The sequence below is a fragment of the Streptomyces sp. NPDC020917 genome, assembly GCF_044333795.1.
Classification (GTDB): Bacteria; Actinomycetota; Actinomycetes; order Streptomycetales; family Streptomycetaceae; genus Actinacidiphila.
Window position 1 is genome coordinate 374,056 of record NZ_JBIRRR010000002.1, and the last position, 22,829, is coordinate 396,884.

General features: G+C 73.6%; 19 protein-coding genes and 2 tRNA genes. 12 read left to right on the plus strand and 9 right to left on the minus strand.

The features are described 5' to 3' along the window. Positions 1–412: 412 nt before the first annotated feature. Entirely contained in the window at positions 413–877 is a 465-nt protein-coding gene (locus tag ACH4TG_RS05620) for an SSI family serine proteinase inhibitor (RefSeq protein WP_398240863.1), read from the minus strand. Positions 878–1,069: 192 nt separating this feature from the next. On the opposite strand from ACH4TG_RS05620, the gene ACH4TG_RS05625 reads away from it, so the two are divergent. The 4 genes from ACH4TG_RS05625 to ACH4TG_RS05640 all read left to right on the plus strand — a co-directional run bounded on the left by ACH4TG_RS05625 (position 1,070) and on the right by ACH4TG_RS05640 (position 2,669). After that, positions 1,070–1,163: transfer RNA gene (locus tag ACH4TG_RS05625), tRNA-Ser, on the plus strand. 192 nt (positions 1,164–1,355) lie between these two features. Beyond that, positions 1,356–1,428, plus strand: a tRNA-Arg gene (locus ACH4TG_RS05630). A 156-nt stretch (positions 1,429–1,584) separates the two neighbouring features. Further along, positions 1,585–1,869, plus strand: coding sequence for a CPCC family cysteine-rich protein (locus ACH4TG_RS05635; RefSeq protein WP_398240864.1), 285 nt, complete (start codon positions 1,585–1,587; stop codon positions 1,867–1,869). A 476-nt stretch (positions 1,870–2,345) separates the two neighbouring features. Beyond that, a complete protein-coding gene (locus tag ACH4TG_RS05640) occupies positions 2,346–2,669 on the plus strand; it encodes a hypothetical protein (RefSeq protein WP_398240865.1) in 324 nt (107 codons plus the stop codon). 202 nt (positions 2,670–2,871) lie between these two features. On the opposite strand, the gene ACH4TG_RS05645 is transcribed toward ACH4TG_RS05640, so the two are convergent. Together ACH4TG_RS05645 and ACH4TG_RS05650 are read right to left on the minus strand one after the other, a co-directional pair. After that, positions 2,872–3,120: a hypothetical protein gene (locus ACH4TG_RS05645; RefSeq protein WP_398240866.1), complete on the minus strand. Its 249-nt coding sequence runs from the start codon at positions 3,118–3,120 to the stop codon at positions 2,872–2,874. A gap of 103 nt (positions 3,121–3,223) precedes the next feature. Then, positions 3,224–3,976 carry a hypothetical protein gene (locus ACH4TG_RS05650; RefSeq protein ID WP_398240867.1) on the minus strand — a complete coding sequence of 251 codons (753 nt, stop codon included), beginning with the start codon at positions 3,974–3,976 and terminating at the stop codon, positions 3,224–3,226. 347 nt (positions 3,977–4,323) lie between these two features. Here ACH4TG_RS05650 and ACH4TG_RS05655 point away from each other — a divergent pair, with 347 nt between their 5' ends. Further along, on the plus strand, positions 4,324–5,253 hold the full coding sequence (locus ACH4TG_RS05655) for an intradiol ring-cleavage dioxygenase (protein WP_398241190.1): 930 nt from the start codon (positions 4,324–4,326) through the stop codon (positions 5,251–5,253). Between the two features lie 128 nt (positions 5,254–5,381). Here ACH4TG_RS05655 and ACH4TG_RS05660 read toward each other — a convergent pair whose 3' ends face one another. From ACH4TG_RS05660 to ACH4TG_RS05670, 3 genes are all read right to left on the minus strand, one after another. Next, positions 5,382–6,122: a hypothetical protein gene (locus ACH4TG_RS05660; protein ID WP_398240868.1), complete on the minus strand. Its 741-nt coding sequence runs from the start codon at positions 6,120–6,122 to the stop codon at positions 5,382–5,384. Positions 6,123–6,457: 335 nt separating this feature from the next. Beyond that, positions 6,458–7,510, minus strand: coding sequence for a beta family protein (locus tag ACH4TG_RS05665; RefSeq protein WP_398240869.1), 1,053 nt, complete (start codon positions 7,508–7,510; stop codon positions 6,458–6,460). A gap of 360 nt (positions 7,511–7,870) precedes the next feature. Then, positions 7,871–8,407, minus strand: coding sequence for a hypothetical protein (locus ACH4TG_RS05670; RefSeq protein ID WP_398240870.1), 537 nt, complete (start codon positions 8,405–8,407; stop codon positions 7,871–7,873). 264 nt (positions 8,408–8,671) lie between these two features. Between ACH4TG_RS05670 and ACH4TG_RS05675 the strand changes: the two genes are divergently transcribed. Further along, positions 8,672–9,112, plus strand: a complete 441-nt coding sequence (locus tag ACH4TG_RS05675) for a GNAT family N-acetyltransferase (RefSeq protein WP_398240871.1) — start codon at positions 8,672–8,674, stop codon at positions 9,110–9,112. Here ACH4TG_RS05675 and ACH4TG_RS05680 read toward each other — a convergent pair. Beyond that, a complete protein-coding gene (locus tag ACH4TG_RS05680) occupies positions 9,093–9,710 on the minus strand; it encodes a GrpB family protein (protein WP_398240872.1) in 618 nt (205 codons plus the stop codon). The genes ACH4TG_RS05675 and ACH4TG_RS05680 overlap by 20 nt on opposite strands. A gap of 95 nt (positions 9,711–9,805) precedes the next feature. Here ACH4TG_RS05680 and pyrE point away from each other — a divergent pair, with 95 nt between their 5' ends. Together pyrE and ACH4TG_RS05690 are read left to right on the plus strand one after the other, a co-directional pair. Then, positions 9,806–10,366: an orotate phosphoribosyltransferase gene (gene pyrE, locus ACH4TG_RS05685; RefSeq protein WP_398240873.1), complete on the plus strand. Its 561-nt coding sequence runs from the start codon at positions 9,806–9,808 to the stop codon at positions 10,364–10,366. A 217-nt stretch (positions 10,367–10,583) separates the two neighbouring features. Next, positions 10,584–11,177, plus strand: coding sequence for a DinB family protein (locus tag ACH4TG_RS05690; RefSeq protein ID WP_398240874.1), 594 nt, complete (start codon positions 10,584–10,586; stop codon positions 11,175–11,177). 83 nt (positions 11,178–11,260) lie between these two features. Here the strand turns inward: ACH4TG_RS05690 and ACH4TG_RS05695 are convergent, their stop codons facing one another. Both ACH4TG_RS05695 and ACH4TG_RS05700 read right to left on the minus strand, forming a co-directional pair. Further along, positions 11,261–14,575 (minus strand): choice-of-anchor D domain-containing protein, encoded by a 3,315-nt coding sequence (locus tag ACH4TG_RS05695; RefSeq protein ID WP_398240875.1) that lies wholly within the window; start codon positions 14,573–14,575, stop codon positions 11,261–11,263. A gap of 168 nt (positions 14,576–14,743) precedes the next feature. Then, positions 14,744–15,673 carry an MEDS domain-containing protein gene (locus ACH4TG_RS05700; RefSeq protein WP_398240876.1) on the minus strand — a complete coding sequence of 310 codons (930 nt, stop codon included), beginning with the start codon at positions 15,671–15,673 and terminating at the stop codon, positions 14,744–14,746. 253 nt (positions 15,674–15,926) lie between these two features. On the opposite strand from ACH4TG_RS05700, the gene ACH4TG_RS05705 reads away from it, so the two are divergent. The 4 genes from ACH4TG_RS05705 to ACH4TG_RS05720 are packed head-to-tail and all read left to right on the plus strand — an operon-like array spanning position 15,927 to position 21,919. After that, positions 15,927–16,700 (plus strand): response regulator transcription factor, encoded by a 774-nt coding sequence (locus ACH4TG_RS05705; protein WP_398241191.1) that lies wholly within the window; start codon positions 15,927–15,929, stop codon positions 16,698–16,700. Continuing rightward, on the plus strand, positions 16,697–18,229 hold the full coding sequence (locus tag ACH4TG_RS05710; RefSeq protein ID WP_398240877.1) for an ATP-binding protein: 1,533 nt from the start codon (positions 16,697–16,699) through the stop codon (positions 18,227–18,229). The genes ACH4TG_RS05705 and ACH4TG_RS05710 overlap by 4 nt, the downstream gene beginning before the upstream one ends. Before the next feature lie 25 nt (positions 18,230–18,254). Next, positions 18,255–19,631 carry a glycosyltransferase gene (locus tag ACH4TG_RS05715; RefSeq protein ID WP_398240878.1) on the plus strand — a complete coding sequence of 459 codons (1,377 nt, stop codon included), beginning with the start codon at positions 18,255–18,257 and terminating at the stop codon, positions 19,629–19,631. Beyond that, positions 19,628–21,919 carry an ArnT family glycosyltransferase gene (locus tag ACH4TG_RS05720; RefSeq protein WP_398240879.1) on the plus strand — a complete coding sequence of 764 codons (2,292 nt, stop codon included), beginning with the start codon at positions 19,628–19,630 and terminating at the stop codon, positions 21,917–21,919. The genes ACH4TG_RS05715 and ACH4TG_RS05720 overlap by 4 nt, the downstream gene beginning before the upstream one ends. The last annotated feature ends 910 nt before the right edge of the window (positions 21,920–22,829 follow it).

Consider the following 22,829-nt stretch of genomic DNA (forward strand, 5'->3'; position numbering starts at 1 on the left):
CCGCGCTCCCGCGGGCTGCCCCGCGCGCGTGCTTCTCGTGCGACGTCACGTGGCGCGGTCGGCTGTCGTCACGGGCGCCCCATCTTGCCGCCGCCCCTGGGTCATGTCACTAGACCGAGTGTACGTGTCGCGTTTCACGTAGGTGCCCCGGATACCCATGTGGCGCTGTGGACTGAGGGGTTGAGGGTTGTACGGGACGGGTGTGGCGTACGTCACGAACGAGGCGGGTTCCCTTGGGGGGTCGGCCCGGTGGGGTGTTGGGCACGGCCGAAATCGCGGCTTTTGCGGTCATGTGGAGCCTCTGGGCGGGGCACTTTCGGGCGGGTGCCTTCGGATGCGGGGTGCTCGGTCGGACTGCCTCCGGCCTGCTCGGCCGGGCGCTGCCGTCGGGCTCCTGGGTCGGGTGGTGCTGTCAGCCGAGCAGGGGGCCGGGCTGGGCGGCGGGGCCGGGGGCGGGGAGTGCGGGGACCATGCGGCTCCAGCGGGAGACCTCGCAGCCGTCGGTCCTGCGGTAGGTCTCGCTGACCCGGCGGCCGTCCCAGGTCCCGCTGACCTCGGCGCGCTCGGGGCCGCCGTAGATCATCGAACAGGCCTGCCCTGCGGGGACCGCCGGAACCGGCCCGCCGATCCGCTCGAGCTGCGCGCAGCCCGAGCCGCCGCTGAACCGGGTGCAGGTCAGGTCGTAGGCGCGGGCGTGTCCGGCACCGTCGTCATAGGAGACGGTCAGCCGGTCGGGGACCATCCGGGGAAGGCCCATGGCCTGGGCGGACGAGGCCGCGAGCGGGGAGACGGACGCGGTGAGGGCGGCGGCGAGGGTGGTCGCGGCCGCGGCGAGGGACGCCGTGCGGCGGGCGGAGCCGGAGGTGATACGGATCATTCCGCCTCCTTACCTGCCAAGGGGGACCGAGCCCCCCGATTCGCCCCATCGTGGGCGCGCCGGACCCGCCGTGCGGCACGAACCCCTTTGCCCTGCCCAGGCCCGGCCTTGTACCGTATTCTCGAATTGGTCGCAGCCCTCCCGGCTGTGCCATCATTTCCCCGCGCGCCCGGTCACCCGGGTTCGTACCCAGGAGGCGTCGCCTAGTCCGGTCTATGGCGCCGCACTGCTAATGCGGTTTGGGTCTTACCGCCCATCGAGGGTTCAAATCCCTCCGCCTCCGCCAACACCCCGGAGCCCCGCCCGACCCCGTCGGCGGGGCTCCCGCCGTTCCGGCGACCCCCACTCCGCAGGCCCCCGTTTCCCCCGTTTCCCCAGGTCAGCCCACCCGCGCCATATCGATTTCGCCTCCCGCGCCGCCTCATGTAATGTTGTCCACGCAACGCCGCCCGGCCCGCCAGGCCGGAACGCAAGCCCCGCACTCGTAGCTCAACGGATAGAGCATCTGACTACGGATCAGAAGGTTGCAGGTTCGAATCCTGCCGAGTGCACACAGGTCAGAGGCCCCCGGACATCGTCCGGGGGCCTCTGGCGTTGTCCTGCACGGCGGCGCGGCGGCGACGTACGGCACCGCCCGTCGTGGGGTCTGCCGGGGCGGGCCTCAGAACGCGGTAGCGCTGCCCGCCGTGTGTCTGCACGATGAGCCGGTGACCTTCGTCAACGTGCAAGGTGGCCCGGAGGGCGGCCCGTACCGGTGCCCGTGCTGCTTCTACGTCACGCTCAGCCAGCGCAACTACTACGAGATCTGTCCCGTGTGCTTCTGGGAGGACGACGGCCAGGACGACCACGACGCGGACGAGGTGCGCGGGGGCCCCAACCGCGGGCTGAGCCTGACCGAGGCCCGCAGCAACTTCCGCCGCCTGGGTGCCAGTGACGAGCGGCGCGTCGCCCTCGTCCGTGATCCGCTCCCGCAGGAGTACCCGCCGAGCTGAGGAAGTCCGCACCTCGTCCTCGCTCGCCTCCGCGTCGACCTACGGTGTGCTTCTGGCGGCCGTTGGCGGGCGTGGCAACTCTCCCTTCCTGGGGTTTGGTTGCCTGATGGGAGGGGGTGGGTAAACAGGTGGGGCGTCCGTCATCGGTTGATGAACGATCCCGCGGGACCGGGCTGTGGGGGCTGGGGGCCAAATGAGCGAGCGAGTGCGCCTGTTGCTGACGGTTGTCTTCTGGGGCGTGTGGGCCGGCCTCGGCGTGGCGCTCCTTCGCTGGTGGGATCACGAGACGTGGCGTCAGGTGGTGCTCTTTCCCGTTGTCGTGGCGTTGTCGGGGCTCTTCTCAGAACGGAGGCGACGACGGCGTCAGAAGCACCCGGCGCCGCCACCGCCGCCTCTGTGAGAGCACCCGGTCATGAACGTCTTCGCCGCACAGGAGGAAGATCCGTGCCGAGGGAGGGGAATCGATGCTCGGGTTCATGGACTGGTCCATCGTCGTGATGGGTTGTGTGCTGGTCCTGCTCGCTGTCAGTCGCTTCTGGTGGGAGCGGGTGAAGCGGGTGAGAACGCAGAAACGAGCGAGCGCCGGCCAGGCCATGCGCCACTCCTTGGCGTGGCTTCCCCTGCTCATGGGCCTTGGCATGGTGATTGCCAAGGTGCCGCACCTGCTGGGCGCATCCTTCGCCATTGTCGAGATTTCCGACTCGGTGAGTGTCGTGCTGGCGGTCACTGTTGCGCTGATCTTCGTTCTGCAGGTGAGGCGCAGGACCGCCTCTGAGCCGTGCGGGATCGACGAGGACTGACGAAGTGCATGCCGGGGGCAACCAGCATCAGCGCAACCCGCCGAAGGGCAGGTCGCAGGCCACCGGTGCGCTGCCGTCTTCGCTGAGGTGGCAAAGAAAGCCACCCCCGCAGGAATACCCGCCGAGTTGAGAACGCCGGGCCGTCTTCGGACGGACGCTCCGGCCGCGTTCGTCCGCCTCGTGCGCGGCAGCCGACGGGAGTTCACGGCTTCGGCTCGTCCTCGGCCTCGTCGCCCAGCTCGGCCAGCCGCTGGCGCTCGTCCTCGCCGAGGCAGGGGAACAGGGTCCCGCAGTTGAGGCAGGCGCGGGCGAAGGCGACCTCGAACTTCGGCCGGAACTTGAGCAGTCGCGGTCGACCGACCTTGAACTCAAGCCGGTCATTGATCTTGCTGCCGGGGCGCAGCTGGCCCACCGGGCTCAGGCGCTGGGACCCGCACACCCCGCATCGCATGCCGAGGACTGTACAAGTCGGGTGCCGGGGCGGTCACCGAGCGGCCGGACGTCGGCCGTTCCGCCGTCGCCCTGCGCTGGCCGTGGACGCTGTCGGCGGCGCCTCAGCGATGCCGCTGCCAGGTGAGGGTCTGGCCCGCCAGGACCTGGGCGGTGCGTTCGGCCTGGGTCGCGGCCAGCTTCTGCAGGTCCTCGGGGTTGGCGCTGCCCTGCGCGAGGGACACCTCGGCCACGACGGTGCCGACGCGGAAGAGGATGACCTGGTCGGTGCCGCCGTCGGCGGTACGCGTGAAGTACTGCGACTCGTTGCCGATCTTCGGCCCCGACGTCTTGACGTACCCGTCGCCGCCGGCGGCCGCCTGCGTGAAGGCGCTCTGCGCGTGCGCCTTGGTGTCGTACGCCTGGACGTTGTCGTGCGCGGGTGCGTCGCCCGCGCCGTGGTAGTCGCCATAGCCGGTGAACTTCGCGCCGGTGCACGGCTCGAACGAGCAGTCGTCGTCGCTCCGCACCGGGTCCCCGCGCAGGGCGTCCGAGCCGTTGGTGCTCCAGCCCCCGGGCAGGGCGTTCTTGGGCGGCAGCACGGCCTTCGCCTGGTCCGCGCGGGTCAGCACGACGCTGGAGTCGGCGGGACCGCTCGGGGCGCCGCGGGTGACCGGCGCCGTCGCGGGCGCGGTCCCGGTGGACGCAGATCCGGTGGGCGTCGCGCCGGAGGGTGCCGCATCGGAGGCAGCTGCGGCAGAGGGAGTGCTGCCACCACCACCGCCGCCCCCGCCGCACGCCGCCAGGGCGCCGACGGCCACCAGGGCCACACCCGTGCGTTGCGTGAAGCGCCGTATCCCCGCCTGCCCTGCAGTCACCTCAAGTCCCCCTCCTGTCACGGCCATTGCCCGCCCACCCTACAAACGGAAGCCCGGAAGGGGCACTGCCGGCGACCCGCCCCCTGCGTTTCGGCGATGTCACGCAACTCACGGTTTCGCCAACTCCGGGCGGGGCACGCCGAATTCGCTTATCGCCCTGAATATGGGCACGGATCGGCACATGTGATTGGCCCGGCTAGCCGGCAACCGGTCAGATATTGGCGCGTTGACGGCGGCTCATTCACAATTCACGCACAGGGGGCGTCCCTAGCGTCCCGTGCATGTCCAGAACCTCTCGTGAAGAGCCAGACAACGCCGCCGTCTCCCAACTCCTTTCACGCCGCCGCATGCTGGTCCTCGGCGGCGCGGCCGGTGCCGTCGCCCTCACCGGCGCAGGGGCTGCCGCACGGGCCGCCGACAGTGAGGGCGCCGCCGGCACCAGCACGCTCGCCGCCGTCAAGGCGGCCGCCTCCGCGTCCGACGCGTGTATGCAGTTGACCACCGAGCAGATCGAAGGCCCGTACTACATCGACTACGAACTCTTCCGCAGGAACGTGGTCGAGGACCGCACGGGAATTCCCCTCGTCCTCGTTCTGCGTGCGGTGGACAGCGCCACCTGCAAACCGATCCGCAACTCCGCCGTCGAGATCTGGCACTGCGACGCTTCCGGCGTCTACTCCGGATACACCCAGACCGGCAACGGGGGCGGCGGCATGCCGCCCGGGAGTCCGCCTCCGGGTACGCCGACCGACCCGCCGTCCGGTACGCCGACGGACCCGCCGCCCGGTGGCGGTGGCGGGGGCGGGCACCAGACCCCGACCGACAACCTCACCTGGCTGCGCGGCATCCAGATGACCGACCACCAGGGGTTCGTCACCTTCCGCACGGTCTTCCCCGGCTGGTACACCGGACGCGCCGTCCACATCCACACGAAGGTGCACACCGGCGGCGCCCGCACCCCCGACGGCTACACCGGCGGACGCACCTGCCACACCGGCCAGTTCTACTTCGCCGAGGACGCGGTGAAGGCCACCATGGGCATCGCCCCGTATGCGGCGAACACGGTCGAACGGGTCACCCTCGACCAGGACATGCTCTACCCGGGCACCGGCACGCAGGGCGGCCTGCTCACACTCGCCTACGACCGGCGGCACATCGAGCACGGCGTCGTCGGCTACCTCACGATGGCCGTCGACCCCGCCGCCACCAACGACGGCGAAGGCGCGCCCGGCGGTGGCGGTCCCGCGCCCACCTCGTCCCCGTCCCCCACCGCCTGACGGCGAACGGCGCCTGCCCGAGGGCACCTTGGCGAGAGGCTCCCGGAGACGTCCGGGGGCCTCTCGCCGTGTCTGTCGCCGGGTGCCGTTCCATGCGCGAACGGCCGGCGTCCGGCCGGCCACCACGCTCAACGATCCGCGACGGCCTCGGCGACGTCGAACGCCGCGTCGCACGCCGCGCACCGGGCCCGGCCGAAGACAAGGGTCAGCTTGGTCGCGACGTCGGGATGGCCGTCCGCGAGGGCGCGGTCGTGCAGCCTGCGGGCCAGGCCCTCCATCGCCGAGGGCTCGGCGGGTTGCAGGGGGAGCTTCCTGGCCGCGCCCTCGCGCATGTACATGCTGTCGGTCGTCGAGAAGCAGCCGTGGGGCCCGAGCGCGACGTAGTTCTCGGCCTCGCACGCGGGGCAGGCAACCGCGTACTCCCCGTCGTTCAGGCCCTCGAGTTCCTCGGACCAGACGTCGACGCCCTCGAAGCCGAGCAGGGCCTGGAGCAGGTACACGTACGTGTCCGGATCGTCGGCCAGGGACGGGTCGCCGAGGGCCTCCTCGGTGAGGCCGCGCAGCTCGGTGACCTCCGCCGCGTGCGTCTCGTGGGCGTCCTCGTCCCCGTAGGGCTGGTCGGAGGCGGCCACGATGTTGCCGGCGAGGACGACCGCCATCTGCCGCTCCCCGGGCGGGTATTGACGTGCGATCCGGGTCAGCACGGGCAGGGCGGCGTGGCTGGCCGGATAGACGGTGCCCTGATGGCACAGCCGGGACCAGAGCTCACCCCACACCGCGCCCCGCGGGTCCCGGGCAGCCTCGTCGAGCAGCCCGGGAACGTCCTCCGCCGTGCCGTACGCGTGGTCGAGCTGCGACCAGTCCGTCATGTCGGTGATCCCCTCAAAGGGCGCCGGGGTCGGCGGTGCCGGAGTGGGCGGCGTGGGCGGCGTGGGCCAAAGGGGCAGCTCCGCGGGACCGCCGCACCAGGGAGCGAACTGCCTTTGCGCTCGACCTCCTCGACGAGGTCCGGAGCACGCTCGGGCTCGCGAACCGCCCGCTCGAGCTCCCCAGGCGTGACGCGCACGTACTCGCCGATCGTGCTCATGGCCAGAGCCTAGGCACGCCCACTGACATCGGCGCCCCAGGCGAGGGGCATCGGGCGGGCGCCGCGTGGGACGGCGACGGCTCCTTCGCCGAACGGCGGGTGGCGGGCCGACGAACCTCAGGGGCGCCCGAAGGCCCGCAGGGATTCGGTGACGGCGGCCAGATGGTGCGACGTCGCCCACGCGCGCCAGTGGGTGGCCGTCCCGGCCTTGGGTCGTTGTTGCCAGGCGCACAGCGCGATCTGGGCATCCCCCCACGACATCGACGCACCGCGGTCGGGCCAGTCGTCCGATCTCACGAGGGCCCGGCTGATGCGGAAGAAGTCGTCGTTGCCGGACGCCTGCCTGTCCGCCACGTAGACGACCCAGTCGTCGGGAAGCGTGTAGCGCAGGTGCGGGATCGTGGCGCGCCCGGCTCGGCGCGGCGCCACGGGATGGCTGACCCCGTAGTCGCCGAACTCCGGCGGCCGGTCGTCGGTGCTGCCCGCGATCTTGCGCCACAGGCTCGCATCCCAGCGGTGCAGGAGGTTGGGGTGCTCGCGGGAGAGGTCGGCCACCGAACGTCGGAACGCGCCGGATGCCGCCGTGATACTCCGCCATGGTGCGGTGCGCGCCCAGTTCAGGGCGTTCAGCATCACTGGAAGGGCGTTCGTGACAGCGGTGTCCCCCGAGACGAACCCGGCGTCGAGCACCAGGTCCACCTCTTCGGGAGGTAATCGCACACGCTTCAGGGCCGCACGCACGCTCCGTTCGGTGCCTGGGGCGCCCGCCCAGGACCGCATGTCCAGCCTCAGCAGGGCCCCTTGACCGTGCGCACGCTGGACCCCGCGCACTTCCAGGAGCGATCCGGGCGGATCGCCGGGGCGGAAGACCGGTATCAGGGGCAGCAGCCACGCGCCGAACGCCTCGCTGAGCCAGTTCAGCGAGTGCCCGGTCCAGACCCCGCCGACCGGGCCGCTCTCCCACAAGGCCCCGCAGTCCACCGCGACGCTCAGCCCTGTGGGCAGCTGACGCCATGCGTGCTCGCGAAAGGTCTCCAGGACGTCGCGTACCCGGGAGTCGCCAACGACGACTTCCAGGACGGGGAGGACCTGGCGCCGGACGTCGGGAGCCATCTCCCCCAACGCCAGGAACTCGCCGAGCTTGCCTTTCAGTATCGGCACGTACGCCATCGCCGCCCCCAACGATCCGCGTACCACTCCGCCCGTCGGCAGGAGGGCTCACCACCCAGCGTGACGGGCTCCTGCTCCAGCCGAAAGGCCGGGAATCGGACAGTTCCGACGCCCCGGCCCCGCCGGGTTCCCGCGGTCGCCCGCGGTGCGAGCGGCCGCTTGTGTGAAGAGCTCTGCATGGCGCGGCGATGCGGGGACAGGAGAAGAGCAGCCGGGACGGGCCGCTGTTCTTGGGCGGATGTGCGGGTCGTCCCGGGTACTCTGTGGTGGAGAACGGGTGGCCGCGGGGGCTGGGACGACTCAGCAGTCCCTGCGGCCGGCCACCACAGGCTCCGGCGGCGCGGCGGGCGGGTCAGGCGGTCAGGCGAGGGCGCTGCCGATCGCGCTGATCAGGGCGCAGGCCAGGGCCGCGGCCAGGACGGCTCCCAAGGTGAGCCAGCCGCCCCTGGCGGGAGTGGCCAGCGCGAGGGAGACGCCGGTCATGACGACGAGGCCCGCGAGGAGGACGCCGAGGAAGGCGACGGACAGCCAGCCGCAGAACGCGGCGAACCCGACCCGGACGTAGCCGCCCGCGTGGGTGCGCTGGACCGGGACCGTGCGGCCGACGGCCAGCGAGTCGCCGATGTGGGCGTCCGGGTCGTCGCTCCTGCCGTCGTCGGAGCGGAAGATCCCGACGCACTCGCGGCGCCGTTCCCGCCCGGTGCCGGTGTCCTCGCAGCCGACGACGGTCAGCACGCCGGGGGTGCCCTGCAGGCGCGCCGCGTAGCCCAGGTGCGGGACGCTGTCGACGAGCGCGGCGACCCCGCCGCCGAGCAGCAGCAGGAACGCCACCGCCAGCACCACCACCCGTCGCGCACCGGACAGTTCGGCGTGGGCGCTCGTGCGTCGGCGCGGCATGCGGCAGCCCCCCTCCCGCGGTCACCGGCCCTGTGGCCGGCCGGTGCAGGCTACCGCGGTGCGTCCGTGAACCCGGTGGCGCACACCGGGACGGACGTCACCTGCGACGCGGTCGCCCCTCGCGAACGGGCGGACCCGTCCCGGGCGGGCAGCCCCTTCGCGGACCGGCGGACGCCTCGGAACGGCGGACCCGTCCCGGGCGGGCGACCGCGCCGGAGGCGATAAGGCTTTGACGCCCCCGCCCCCGCCCGATTCCCTGGCCCCATGGCTGACCTTCGAATCCTCCGTGCGGACGGCGATGCCCTGTTTCGCGACTGGCGGCACGTGCACAACACGATCATCCCGACGCATGCGCTGTCGCTGGAGGACGTGCGCGAGCGCAGCACGCGCAACGTGCTCGACGTGGCCTACGCCGGTGACGCGCTGGTGGGGTGCATGACGGTGCGGGCGCCGGAGGGCGACGACGCGACGGTGACCGTCATCGCCCGCGTCCTGCCCGGGCACCGCCGGCAGGGCTACGGCACGCGGCTGTACGGGCAGGGCCTGGAGCAGGCCCGCGCGCTCGGCGCCGGCGCGATCGAGACGGTCGTGCTGGAGTCCAACCACGAGGGGCTGCTCTTCGCCCGCGCGCAGGGCTTCGTGGAGGTCGAGCGCTACCTGCTGGACGGCGACACGATCCCGTACATCACGCTCCGGCTGCCGTGACGCCGCGCGGAGCCCAGCCGGTGGCGGCCGCCCAGGGCTCGGCGACGGCGATGACGAGGTCGACGACCGGGTCCTTGACGTCGGCGTAGGTGCCGGTGTCGGCGACCGTGCCGGCCAGCACCTGCTTGAAGCGGGCGTACGACGGCACCGCCTCGGGGTGCGCGCGGAACCAGTCGCGGAACAGCAGCGCCAGCCGCTCGTTGGGCGAACCGACCAGCCGCACATGCAGGTTGACGTCCGGATGCCGCACCGGGTCCGGATGGTCGCGGCGGCTCCACAGCCGCTTGGCCCAGCGGCCCGGGTCGTCGTCGATCCCGGCGGGCACGTGGTCGGACTCGAACGGGGAGCGCCGGAAGCCGAGTCGGGCGAGGGGCGCGTCGAACGCGGCCTCGGCGGCGGCCAGATCGAGGACGCCGGCCTGCAGGTCGAACACCTGCTTCGCCGCCATGCCGGGGATCGCGGTGCTGCCGATGTGCTCGACGTAGCGGGCGGTCGGCCCGACGACGGCCAGCACGTCGGCGGCCAGGGCGAGGCCCTGCGCCCGCCAGTCGGGCACGGCGTCGACCACGACGGGGGGCTGGTCTGCGGTGGGGGACATCTGCCCGAGTCTACGGACGGCGGGGCCGCCGGCTGTCGTCCCCGGGGCCGCGCGGTGGGCTACGGCGCCCGGGCCGCCTGGAACACTCTCGTGCCGTGACCTCAGCAGCAGATGCCCCCAGGACCGATGCCCGCGCCGACCTCGCCCGCCGCATCCACGACGTCAGCCGCCTCACAGGGGAGTTCGTCCTCCGCTCGGGCCGCACGGCGACCGAGTACTTCGACAAGTACCGGTTCGAGGCCGACCCCGTGCTGCTCGACGCGGTGGCCGCGGCCATGGCCCCGCTCGTGCCGCCGGGCACCGAGGTGCTGGCCGGGCTGGAGATGGGCGGCATCCCCGTGGTGACCGCGCTGGCCCGGCACACCGGGCTGCCGGCCGCGTTCGTGCGCAAGCAGGCCAAGACGTACGGGACGTGCCGGCTGGCGGAGGGCGCGGACGTCGTCGGGCGCCGCGTCCTGGTGGTCGAGGACGTCGTCACCAGCGGCGGCCAGATCGTGCTGTCCACCGCGGAACTGCGCGCCCTGGGCGCGGACGTCACCGGCGCCCTGTGCGTGATCGACCGCGAGCAGGGCGGACGGGAGGCCCTGGCCGCCGCGTCCATCCCCCTGCACGCCCTGCTGACCGCCGCCGACCTGCACCGCGCCGCCCAGGACTGACCGGTCCGACCTTGACCTGGCCCCAGCCCGGTCCCGGCCCCAGCCCGGCTCCGGCACCGCACCCGACCCGGAGGGAATCCGGAGCAGATCCGGCCGATCCTGATCCGCGGACTCTTGCGGACAGAACCTGACCGCAAGCCCTCCTAGCGTGGGAGGTGTCAGGGCGGGCGGCGCGGAGCCGGCCGGATGAGCGGGTGCGAGCGGAGAGGTGGGCGTCATGCCGAGCCTGGTGAATGCGGTGGCGAACGAGCGGGAGTCCCTGCTGGCGTTCCTGGAGGCGCAGCGCGGCGGTCTGCGGCGGGCGGTGCGCGGGCTGAGTGACGAGCAGGCGGCGGCGCGGCCGAGCGCCAGCGCGATGTCGCTGGGCGGGCTGGTCAAGCACGCGGCGCACATGGAGGAGCACTGGGTGCAGCAGGTGCTGATGGGTCGCGGGCCGAAGGACGACCGGTCCACGGAGGAGCGGACCGCGAGCTGGGGCGACGAGTTCAGCCTGCTGCCCGGCGAGACGCTCGACGGCGTCCTCGCGGAGTTCGACCGGGTGGCGCGGGAGACCGAGGAGACGGTGGCCGCGCTCCCGGACCTGGAGGTGGTCGTCGCGCTGCCCGAGGCGCCGTGGTTCCCCAAGGACGCCAAGCGCAGCGCCCGTTGGATCCTGCTGCACCTCGTCGAGGAGCAGGCCCGCCACGCCGGTCACGCGGACATCATCCGCGAGTCCCTCGACGGTGCCGTCGCGTTCCAGCTCCTCGCCGAAGAACAGGGCGAGCAGAGGGCGCGGCAGGAGCGGAACGAGCAGCAGGGCCAGGGCGCCTAGGACCCCGCCGCGCCCCCCGCGGCTTCCGGCGGGACGAAGACGGGGGGAGTCCGGGACATCGGACTCCCCCCGCAACGGCGCGCTCAGATCAGCGCGTTGTAGGTGTTCCAGCCCGGGCCGACCGAGGTGCGGGCGGCGAACGGCGCCGTGGCGCTGCCCGTGCCCTGGTAGAGCCACAGGCCGCCCTTGCTGTCCCGGCCGACGAGGTCGGCCCTGCCGTCGCCCGTCACGTCGCCGGTCGCGGCCAGAGCCGTGAACATGTTCCAGCCGGCCCCGATGAGGGTGCGGGTGGCGAACGGCGCGGTGGCGTTCCCCGTGCCGCGGTAGAGCCAGAGCTGGCCCTTGGCGTCGCGGGCGACGAGGTCGGCCTTGCCGTCACCCGTCAGATCGCCGCTGCCCACCAGGGTCGTGAACATGTTCCAGCCGGCCCCGATGAGGGTGCGGGTGGCGAACGGCGCGGTGGCGTTCCCCGTGCCGCGGTAGAGCCAGAGCTGGCCCTTGGCGTCGCGGGCGACGAGGTCGGCCTTGCCGTCGCCGGTCAGGTCGCCGGTCCCGACGATCGCGTTGTAGACGTTCCAGCCCGGCCCGACCTGCGTGCGCGCCGCGAACGGCGCCTTCGGGGAGCCGGTCTGCTGGTAGAACCACAGCACGCCCTTGCTGTCGCGGCCGACGGCGGTGCCGGTGCCGTCCGCCCGCTCACGGCTCACCGAGGTGATGAGGCTGTAGGTGTTCCAGCCGCCGCCGATGGCCGAGCGCGCGTCCAGCGGCGGGGTGGGCATGCCCGTGCCGTGGTACTGCCACAGGGTGCCCGAGGAGTCCCGGGCCAGCAGCGTCCCCACCAGCGACGGCGACGGCACGCCGGTGCCGGTGAGCTTCTCCAGCTGCGCGCCCTGCCCGGCGTCCCCGGTGACCTCGTAGCTGGACGACTGGCTGCCGCTCGTGGCCGGGGCGAAGGTCACCGACTGCCGGATGCTCTGCTCGGGGCCGATGACCAGGCCCTCGGGGAGCGGGTCGGCGCTGCTGAACGCGCCCGCCGGCGCCTTCGCCTTGGTGATGGTGACGGGGATGTTCCCGGTGTTGGTGATGGTGAAGGTCCGGGTCGCCGACGTGCCGCGGACGACCGTGCCGAACGCCAGGGTCGTCGGGCTGAACACCAGGTGGCCCGAGCCGCTGATCGCGCTGCCCTTGATCGGGATGGTGAGCGGGCCGCTGGTGCTGCTCAGGGTGATCTGCGAGGTGGACGTGCCGGTGCCCGTCGGCGCGTAACCGACCTGCACGACGATCGAGCCCTGAGCGGGGATCACCGTCGGGTTCGCGGTGTCCGCGCTCGGCAGGTTGGCCGCGGTGAACGGCCCGCCGGGCGCGGTGACGGAGGTGATGACCTCAGGGTCCGTGCCGGTGTTCGTCAGCTGGACGTTCATGGAGGCGCTGGTGCCCGTCGGCTGGTTGTCGAACGCCACCGTGCCGGGGAACGCGGCCAGACCGGCCTTGGTGCCGACGCCGTGCAGGCTCAGCGCGAACGTCCCGGCGTCGGTGGTGACGGTGAGCGTCCCGCTCGCACCCAGCACGGCTGCGGGGGTGAACGAGACAGGGACCGTCAGCTGCCCGCCGGCCGGCACGCTCGACGGCAGGGCCGAGGTGTCGGCGGTGAACGGGCCGTCCACCGTCACGCTCTTGACGGCGAGGGAGCGCGACGGGTTCTGGTTCTCGGTCAGGACGACGTCGGTGCTCACCGAGGTGCCCACCGGAACGGGCCCGAAGTCGACCGGGCCGGCCTTGAGCGGGCTGCCCACCGGGTTGCCGAACGCGTAGACGCGGCCGTCGCGGGTGCCGGTGAACACCTGCCCGCCGTCGGTGGCCGGGGTGGCGAACTTCGGGGCGGTGCCGATCGGCGCGGACCACACCAGCGGCAGCACGCCGTTCGCGTCGGGAACCGCGTTGTAGGCGCGCAGTTGGGCGTTCACGCCGGTCGGGCCGCCGGACCAGACCACCCACACCAGGGCGCTGCCCGACCGCGTCCCGTCGGACGTCACCACGGGCGAGCCGCTGGTGTACGGGAAGGAGTCCTGGCTGGATCCGGCGACGGACAGCGCCGGGTTGCCGGAGCCCGTGACGCCGCGGCGCAGCGCCACCAGGGAGCCGCCGTTGCCGACGAGGTAGACGTAGCCGCCGTCGCCGCCCCAGACCCCGGGGTGGCCCCACTGGCCCTTGAGCGGCCCGGTGGTGCCCACCACGCCGTCGGTCCCGCCGGCGCCCTGGGCGCGGCCGCCGAGGGCGTCGCGGTCCAGCAGGAAGACCCGGCCGTCCTTGCCCTGCTGCACCATCAGGTGCGGGTGGGAGGGCGTGCCGAAGCTGTCCGGCAGGCCGACCGGGCCGCCGGAGCCCAGGTCGGTGTCCCGCTGGTCGAGGGTCGGCGCGTCGACCGGGCTGAAGAAGTCGGCCGCCTTCAGGCTCCGGTCGGCCTGCACCTGCAGCCGGACCACGGACTCCGCGAGCGTGCCGGGGGGCGCGCTGCCGGGGCCGGGCGCCGGGCTGACGCCGTTGCCGGTGGCCAGGAAGATCCGGCCGGGCCCGTCCGAGACGAGCCCGCCGCCGGCCTGCCAGATGCCGGCGCCGCTGTTGCTGGCGCCGGTCTCCGTCGCCCACATCGACGTCACCGACGGGTTGGTGGTGCTGACGCCGACGACGTAGCCGCGGTAGGGCTGGGCGTCGCAGTGCCCGCCGAAGCCCGCGTACACCACGCCGTCGAGCAGCAGCAGACCCGGCCGCTGCATCTCGTACGCGGGCAGGAACGCCTGCGACGGGTCGTTCGACGGGGTGCCGTGGATGGTCACCGGGAAGCCGGACTTCTCCGCGCCGGTGACCGGGTCGAGCGCGTGCATGTACCAGTGCGGGCTCAGCGGGTTCGGGCCGTCGTCGACCTTGGTGGTGAGGTAGACCGCGCCGCTGGCCGGGTCGTACACCGGCGCCGCGGTGCTGCCGATGGTCGGGGTGAGGTCGCCGCAGTTGAGCGTGGACGCGGGCCAGGCCGGCCCGAAGCTGCGCTGCCACAGCACGGCCCCGGTGGTGCGGTCCAGGCCGTACGCGTTGTTGTTCTCGGTGACGGCCACGACCGTGCCGCCGACCACGACGGGCTGGGCGTAGATCTGCCCGTCGAGCTGCGTGGGAGCCTTCCACAGCTGCCCGAAGGACGAGGAGCGCACGTCCGACGGGCCGAGGTCCGGCTCGCTCTTGTCCCATCCGGTCCGCAGGGTGTCGACCGAACCGGTCGTCTCGCTCGCCTGCGCCTGCGCGACGCCCACGCCGATGAGTCCCGCGGTCACCGCGGCCGTGACGGCGAGCGCCAGCCCGCGCCGCCGGGCGCGTCTGAGTCTGTGGAACCGCGTGGTGGCGCCCACCACGCGGTCCCTTTCCGAAGTCGCCAACGAAACCCCCCTCTTGAGTCCCCTGGTGAAAGTGGCCCGCGTCCCCCCTGGGCCGCGGCGGCCTCCTCGATGACACGGGAGGGCGCGGCGCACAGGCACGGGCCCGCGCATCCAATCACACAAAGGGTCGCCGCTGTGGGGCTACCCCTCACCTCTGACGACGAGCGCTCCGACGCCCTGGTCGGAGTGCATCCCGCACATCCTCAGCAGCCGCGCCTGCGCCCCCGTGCACTGCAGCGACGGCCCCGCCGGGACGCCGGCCGCAGGCGCGCCCAGCCGGACGAGTTCGCGGGCGCAGTGCGCGTCGAGGAAGGCCAGACCCGTCAGGTCGATCAGGGCCAGGCCCGGTTCCCGGACGGCCAGTTCGAAGACGGTGCGGGTGGCCAGGTCCGCGTCACCGGCCAGCCGCAGCACGTCGCCGTCGCGCACCGCGTGCAGCGCGCCCGGCACCGGGACCACCGACAGCGGGTGCGTGTGCAGCAGCGGATCCAGCACCCGCGCGGGGAACGCCCGGCGGTCGTACTCGCACAGCCCGGTGAAGCCGAGCTCGGCGAACAGCGGGGTCAGGCTCCGCTCGTAGTCGGCCAGCGCCGCGGCGTCCACGTCCGGCCCGGTCGCCCACTCCATGTCGCCGGCCGCCCGCAGCCCGGTGAAGCCGCGGGCCCTGGCGACCTCCGCGGCCCGTACCAGGTAGCCGGTGCGGACCTCGGGCTCGAAGCCGCGCACCGGGTCGTAGCCGGGGAAGTCGCGGATCACCGCGAGACGGCCGTCGGCCGCCGCCTGCCGGGCCGGCAGGCCGTGCGCGGCGAGCCGCTCCAGGGTGTGCGCCGGATCGGTGCCCGCGCCGGGGAACAGCAGCACGCGCTCCCCGCGGGCCAGCCCGGCGGCCGCGAAGGCGGCGCGCAGCGCCCACCGCCCCTCGGGTCCGTCGGACGGCAGGCAGGCGTGATCGCCCGGGGCGAGCCGCTCGACCGCGACCGCCCGGGGCGTGCGTGCTCCGCCGGCCCCGCCGGCCCTGCCGGCGCCGGCCGTCCCGCCGGCACCTTCGGTCCTGCCGGCCCCTCCAGCCATGGCCAGGAACGTACGCCCGGGTGACGTCCCGCGGGTCCCGCAGACCGCTTCTCCCCCGCCCGTGACCCCAGCCGACCGGGTGTGACCGGATCCGACCGCCCGATGGTGGACGGTGATCACGGCGGACGGCGGACAGCGGGCGACCGGGTCTGCCCGGGGCCCTCCGACCGGATTCTCAGACGATTCACAGAAACGGCCAAGACTCCTTTCATAGCGGGCCCACAGGGTGGTCGGCATGGCTACCACCTCTCCGATGACCCCGATCACCTCGGCGGGCGCCGCCGAGACCGCGGCCGTTCCGGCCCCCGCGGGCGAGCTGGCCCGTCCCGACGGCTCCCCCGTGCGGGTGCTCGTCGTCGACGACGAGGCGCCGCTGGCCGACCTGCTCTCGATGGCGCTGCGCTACGAGGGCTGGCAGGTCCGCACCGAGTCCGACGGCTCCTCCGCCCTGCGCGCGGCCCGCGAGGCCCGGCCCGACGCGGTCGTGCTCGACGTGATGCTGCCGGACATGGACGGGCTGGAGGTGCTGGCCAGGCTCCGCCGGGAGACCCCGGACGTGCCGGTGCTGTTCCTGACCGCGAAGGACGCCGTCGAGGACCGCATCGCCGGCCTGACCGCGGGCGGTGACGACTACGTCACCAAGCCGTTCAGCCTGGAGGAGGTCGTGGCCCGGCTGCGCGGCCTGCTGCGCCGCTCCGGCGCCGCCGCGGTGCGCAACGAGTCGATGCTGGTCGTCGGCGACCTCGTGCTCAACGAGGACAGCCACGAGGTCAGCCGCGGCGGGGACAACATCCACCTGACGGCCACCGAGTTCGAGCTGCTGCGCTACCTGATGCGCAACCCGCGCCGGGTGCTCAGCAAGGCGCAGATACTGGACCGCGTGTGGAGCTACGACTTCGGCGGCCAGGCCAACGTCGTCGAGCTGTACATCTCCTACCTGCGGCGCAAGATCGACGCCGGCCGCTCGCCGATGATCCACACCCGGCGCGGCGCCGGCTACCTGATCAAGCCGGGAGAACCTGCGTGACCGGGACGCGGCCCGGGCCCCGGCGCCGCTGGTCGCTGCGCCGCCGCCTGGTCGCGTCCTGCGTGGCGCTGGTCGCCGTGGTGTGCTCGGTGATCGGCGCGGTGACGATATTCGCCCTCCACGACTTCCTGTACGGGCAGCTGGACTCCAAGGTCCAGGACGTGGCCATGCGCGCCTCCGGCCCGCACCGCCCCGACCAGGCCCCGCCGCCCGATCCGTACCACGCCTCGGGCCTGCCGTTCGCGTTCCTCGCCGGCGGCGGCCAGGAGGGCGAGACGGTCGGCGCGATCGTCACCGCGACCGGGACCGTCAGCCAGGCCGCGGTCAGCGCCACCAACTCCAGCAGCGGCCAGCTCGTCCCCAAGGACCTCACCCAGGCGCAGGCGTCGTCGTTCGCCGGCGTGCCGCGCGACGGGAAGCCGCACACGCTGCACATTCCGGATCTGGGCACCTACCGGGTGGAGTCCGCGCTGCCGTCCTCCGACGGCACCACCGTGATCGTCGGCATGACCACCGCGGGCGTCGAGGACACCCTGTCCACCCTGATGTGGGTGGAGGTGTCGGTGACCGCCGCGGGCCTGGTCGCCGCGGGCCTGGCCGGCGCGGCCCTCATGCGGATCGCCCTGGAACCGCTGCGCCGGCTCGCCGCGACCGCCACCCGCGTCTCCGAACTCCCGCTGCACCGCGGCGAGGTGGCGCTGCTCGAACGCGTCCCGGACGGCGACGCCGACCCGCGCACCGAGGTCGGCGAGGTCGGCGCGGCCCTCAACCGCATGCTGGGGCACGTCGGTTCGGCCCTGCACGCCCGCCAGGAGAGCGAGATGCGGGTGCGGCAGTTCGTCGCCGACGCCAGCCACGAGCTGCGCACCCCGCTGGCGTCCATCCGCGGCTACGCCGAACTCACCCGCCGCGGGCGGGAGTCGACCGGCCCCGACACCCGGCACGCGCTCGGCCGTATCGAGTCCGAGGCCGGCCGGATGACGACGCTCGTGGAGGACCTGCTGCTGCTCGCCCGGCTGGACGCCGGCCGCCCGCTCAGCCTCACCGAGACCGACCTGTCGCCGCTGGTGGTCGACGCGGTCAGCGACGCCCGCGCCGCCGGGCACGACCACCACTGGCGCCTGGACCTGCCCGACCGGCCGGCCTGCGTGCACGGCGACGCCCAGCGCCTCCACCAGGTGCTGACGAACCTGCTCGCCAACGCCCGCACCCACACCCCGCCGGGCACCACCGTGACCGCGCGGGTCGCCCGGCCGCCCCGCGGCGGCGTGCTGCTGCAGGTCGAGGACGACGGCCCCGGCATCCCCGACGAGCTGCGGCGGCGGGTGTTCGAGCGGTTCGCCCGCGGTGACGCCTCGCGTTCCCGGAACGCCGGCAGCACCGGTCTCGGGCTGGCGATCGTCCACTCCGTGGTCGCCGCGCACGGCGGCAGCGTGACCGTCGACAGCGCCCCGGGACGCACCGTGTTCAGCGTCACTCTGCCGCCCGCGCACTCACAGCCGGTGCCAAGCTTCGCCACATCGTCATGACAGGGCGGTTGCCGAGGGTCGAACCATGCGAACCCCACTCGGCAACCTGCCCGCCCGGCAGCATCTGCCGGTCACGGCCGCAGCCCCTGACCACGCAGCCGGCGCACCCGTGCTCGACGTCGTCATCCCCGTGTACAACGAGGAGGACGACCTGGAGCCCTGCGTGCGCCGCCTGCACGCACACCTGTCGGGCACCTTCCCCTACCCGTTCCGGATCACCGTCGCCGACAACGCGAGTACCGACCTGACCCCCGCGGTCGCCAGATCCCTGGCCGCGGAGCTCCCGGAGGTCGAGTACTTCCGGCTGGAGCAGAAGGGCCGCGGACGCGCGCTGCGCACGGTGTGGACGGCGTCCGACGCACCCGTCCTCGCGTACATGGACGTCGACCTGTCCACCGACCTCAACGCGCTGCTGCCGCTGGTCGCACCGCTCATCTCCGGCCACTCCGACCTGGCCATCGGCTCCCGGCTCGCCCGGTCCTCGCGCGTGGTGCGCGGCGCCAAGCGGGAGTTCATCTCCCGCACGTACAACCTGATCCTGCGCGGCTCGCTCGCCGCCCGGTTCTCCGACGCCCAGTGCGGCTTCAAGGCCATCAGGGGGGACGTCGCGCAGCGGCTGCTGCCCATGGTCGAGGACAGCGGATGGTTCTTCGACACCGAGATGCTGGTGCTCGCCGAACGCGCCGGACTGCGCATCCACGAGGTGCCGGTCGACTGGGTCGACGACCCCGACAGCAGCGTCGACATCGTGCGCACCGCCACCGACGACCTGCGCGGCGTGTGGCGGGTCGGGCGGGCGCTGGCCACCGGCCGGCTCGCCCTGGACCGGCTGCGCCGCCCCTTCGGCGACGACCCGCGCGACCGCGACCTGCCCGACGTGCCCCCGGGGCTCGCCCGCCAGCTCGTCGGATTCTGCGTGGTCGGCGCGTTGAGCACCCTGGTGTACCTCGCGCTGTACATGCTGTTCCGGCTGGGCATGGGCGCGCAGCCCGCGAACGCCCTCGCGCTGCTGGTGTCCGCGCTCGGCAACACCGCGGCCAACCGGCGCCTGACCTTCGGGGTGCGCGGCCGGGACCGGGCCGTCCGCCACCAGGCCCAGGGCCTGGTCGTGTTCGGCATCGGCCTGGCCCTGACCAGCGGCTCGCTGGCGGCCGTCCACGCGGCCAGCGCCCACCCCGGGCACGGCACCGAACTGGCCGCGCTGATCGCCGCCAACCTCGCGGCGACGATCCTGCGGTTCCTGCTCTTCCGCGCCTGGGTGTTCCCCGACCGGACGCCGGCGGCGTCGGAACCCGCCGTCCAGGAACCGGCCCTGCACGAACCCGTCATCCACGAACCCGTTCCCGACCAGACTCCCGCGGCCCCCCACGAAACCGCCCCCGATCTGAGGAGTGCGCGATGACCGCGCCGAGCAACACCCCGCCTCCGCCGAGCAATCTCCCGCCCCCCGGGAACCTGCCGGCGCAGACCTTCCACACGCCCGTGCCCGACGCGCCCGCCCTCGACGGGCCCGAGGCGGCCGCCCCGGCGCGGCCCGCCTCGCGCGCGGCCCGGCTGTGGCGCGGGCGGCCGGAGGACCCGGCGTGGGCCAGGCCGGCGTTCCTCGGCCTGCTCGTCGGCACCCTCGTGCTCTACCTGTGGGACCTGAGCGCGTCCGGCTACGCCAACTCCTTCTACTCCGCGGCCGTCCAGGCCGGCAGCCAGAGCTGGAAGGCGTTCTTCTTCGGCTCCTCGGACGCGGCGAACGCGATCACCGTGGACAAGCCGCCGGCCGCCCTGTGGCCGATGGCGCTGTCGGTCCGGGTGTTCGGGCTCGGCTCGTGGCAGATCCTGGTGCCCGAGGCCCTGATGGGCGTGGCCACCGTCGGCGTGCTGTACGCGGCGGTCCGCCGCCGGTTCGGCGTCGGCGCGGGCCTGCTGGCCGGGACCGTGCTCGCGGTCACGCCGGTCGCCGCGCTGATGTTCCGCTTCAACAACCCCGACGCGCTGCTCGCGCTGCTGATGGTCACCGCCGTCTACTGCGTGCTGCGCGCGCTGGAGGGCGCCCGCACCCGCTGGCTGGTGGTGGCCGGCGCGGTCTTCGGCCTCGCCTTCCTCACCAAGACCCTGCAGGCCTGGCTGATCGTGCCGCCGCTCGCCGTCGTCTACGCGGTGTGCGCGCCCACCCCGGTGCGCCGCCGCCTGCTCCAACTGCTGTACGCGGGCCTGGCGATGGTGCTGGCCGGCGGCTGGTGGGTGGCGATCGTCGAGCTGTGGCCCGCGTCGTCCCGCCCGTACATCGGCGGCTCGCAGGACGACAGCTTCCTGTCGCTGACCTTCGGCTACAACGGCTTCGGCCGCATCACCGGCAACGAGACCGGCAGTGTCGGCGGCGGCGGAGGGCCGGGCGGCGGCGGCCAGTGGGGGCAGACCGGCATCGGCCGCCTCTTCGAGGCCGACATGGGCGGCCAGATCGCCTGGCTGCTGCCCGCGGCCTTCCTGGCCCTGGTCGCCGGCCTGGTCGTCACCCGGCGGGCCCGCCGCGCGGACACCGCGCGGGCCGCGTTCCTGCTCTGGGGCGGCGCCCTGCTGATGACCTTCGCGACCTTCAGCTTCATGTCCGGGATCTTCCACCAGTACTACAACATCGCCCTCGCGCCCTACATCGCGGCGCTGGTCGGCATGGGCGCGAGCGTGCTGTGGCAGCGGCGCGACCACTGGGCGGCCGCCGGCACCCTGGCCGTCGGCGTGCTGGGCACGAGCCTGTGGTCGGCCGAACTGCTCGGCCGGTCGTCGGGCTGGCACCCGTGGCTGCGCACCGCCGTGGTCGTCGCCGGCCTGGCTGCGGCCCTCGGCCTCCTCGCCGCCGCGTGGCCCGGACGTACGGTGGCCCGCGTCGGCACGGTCGCGGCCGTGGCCGGACTGGCGGCGGCGCTCGGCGGCCCGGTCGCCTACACCCTGGACACGGTCAGCACCGGCCACAGCGGCTCGATCGTCACGGCAGGACCGTCCGTCCAGGGCGGCATGGGCGGCTTCCCGGGCGGCGGCCGCGGAGGCGCTCCCGGTGGCGGGCGCGGCTTCGGCGGCCAGGGGATGCCCCAGTTCCCGGGCGGCACGACCGGTGGCACCACCGGACAGGGGCAGTTCCCGCAGGGACAGATGCCGCAGGGCGGGCAGAACGGCTTCCCGGGGATGCCCGGCGGCGGCACCAGCAAGGGCCAGGGCAACGGCCAGACCAACGGCAACGGCCAGACCAACGGCCAGGGCCAGGGCAACCAGGCCCAGGGCGGGCTCGGCGAGATGCGCGGCTTCGGCGGCGGCGGAGGCGGCGGCATGGGCGGCCTGCTCGACGGCGCCAAGGTCAGCTCCCAGATGACCGCGCTGCTGAAGGCGAACGCCGGCAAGTACACGTGGGTCGCGGCGGCGATCGGCTCGCAGAACCAGGCGAGCTACCAACTCGCCGCGCAGAAGCCGGTGATGTCGATCGGCGGCTTCAACGGCAGTGACCCGTCACCGACGTTGGCGCAGTTCCAGAAGTACGTCGCCGACGGGCGCATCCACTACTTCATCGGTGGTGGCGGCTTCGGCGGTGGCGGCGGCATGGGCGGCTCCGGCACCGCTTCCCAGATCTCCACCTGGGTGGAGGCCCACTACACCGCCAAGACGGTCGGCTCCACCACGGTCTACGACCTGACGCAGCCCAAGTCCTGACGCCCCCAATCGCCCCCCGCGCGGAACTCCCCCCCTCCGCGCGGGGGTTCCCCCTTTCCGGTCGGGGGTCAGGACTCCTCGGCGTCCTGCGCTTGTAGTCGTAGGAGCCGGTGCCGCCGACGAGGACCGCCTGGAAGCACTTCCCTCGCCGGGTTGAGCCCCTCGCTGCGCGTTGCCGCACGAGGGCTTCGTCCTACCTCGTCGCGAAGTTCCCCGCCCGCGCCCCTGCGGCAACTGGGGTGCCCCGCCTGGTGGTTTGCCGTCTGCGGCGTGCGTTGTGGCTGGCCGCGGAGTTCCCCGCGCTCCTGGAGCATCGCCCCTGCGGGGCGGGAATCCGGGGTGCCCCCGGGCCGCCGTTGCCGGGTGCTGCGCCGTCGTGGCTGGTCGCGCTGGGGGCACCTCCCAGGCGAAGCGCTGGGGGACCCCGCGCCCCTGCGGCAACTGGGCTGCCCCGCCTGGTGGTTTGCCGTCTGCGACGTGCGTGGGTGGCTGGGCGCGGAGTTCCCCGCGCTCCTGGAGCATCGCCCCTGCGGGGCGGGAATCCGGGGTGCCCCCGGGGGTGCGTTGCCGTCGGACGGTCCGCTGTGGCTGGTCGCGCTGGGGGCACCTCCCAGGCGAAGCGCTGGGGGACCCCGCGCCCCCATGGGTGCGCCCGGTGGGCAGGGAAGCCCAGGCCCATTCCTCCCGCAGACGGGGGCCGGGCTGGGAGGGGACGGTGCGGGAGTGTCCCCGCAGGAACTGTGCATGCGCCCGGGCCACTTCACGGAAAAGGTGCACGCACAGTTCCGAGGAGATACTCCCGTGGCGGCCCCGACCCCACCCACCGAAGGTGCACCGCCAGGGGCGCGGGGAACTGCGCGCTCAGGCGGGACGAGACCGGCAGACGGCCACGGCGGCCAGGGGGCACCCC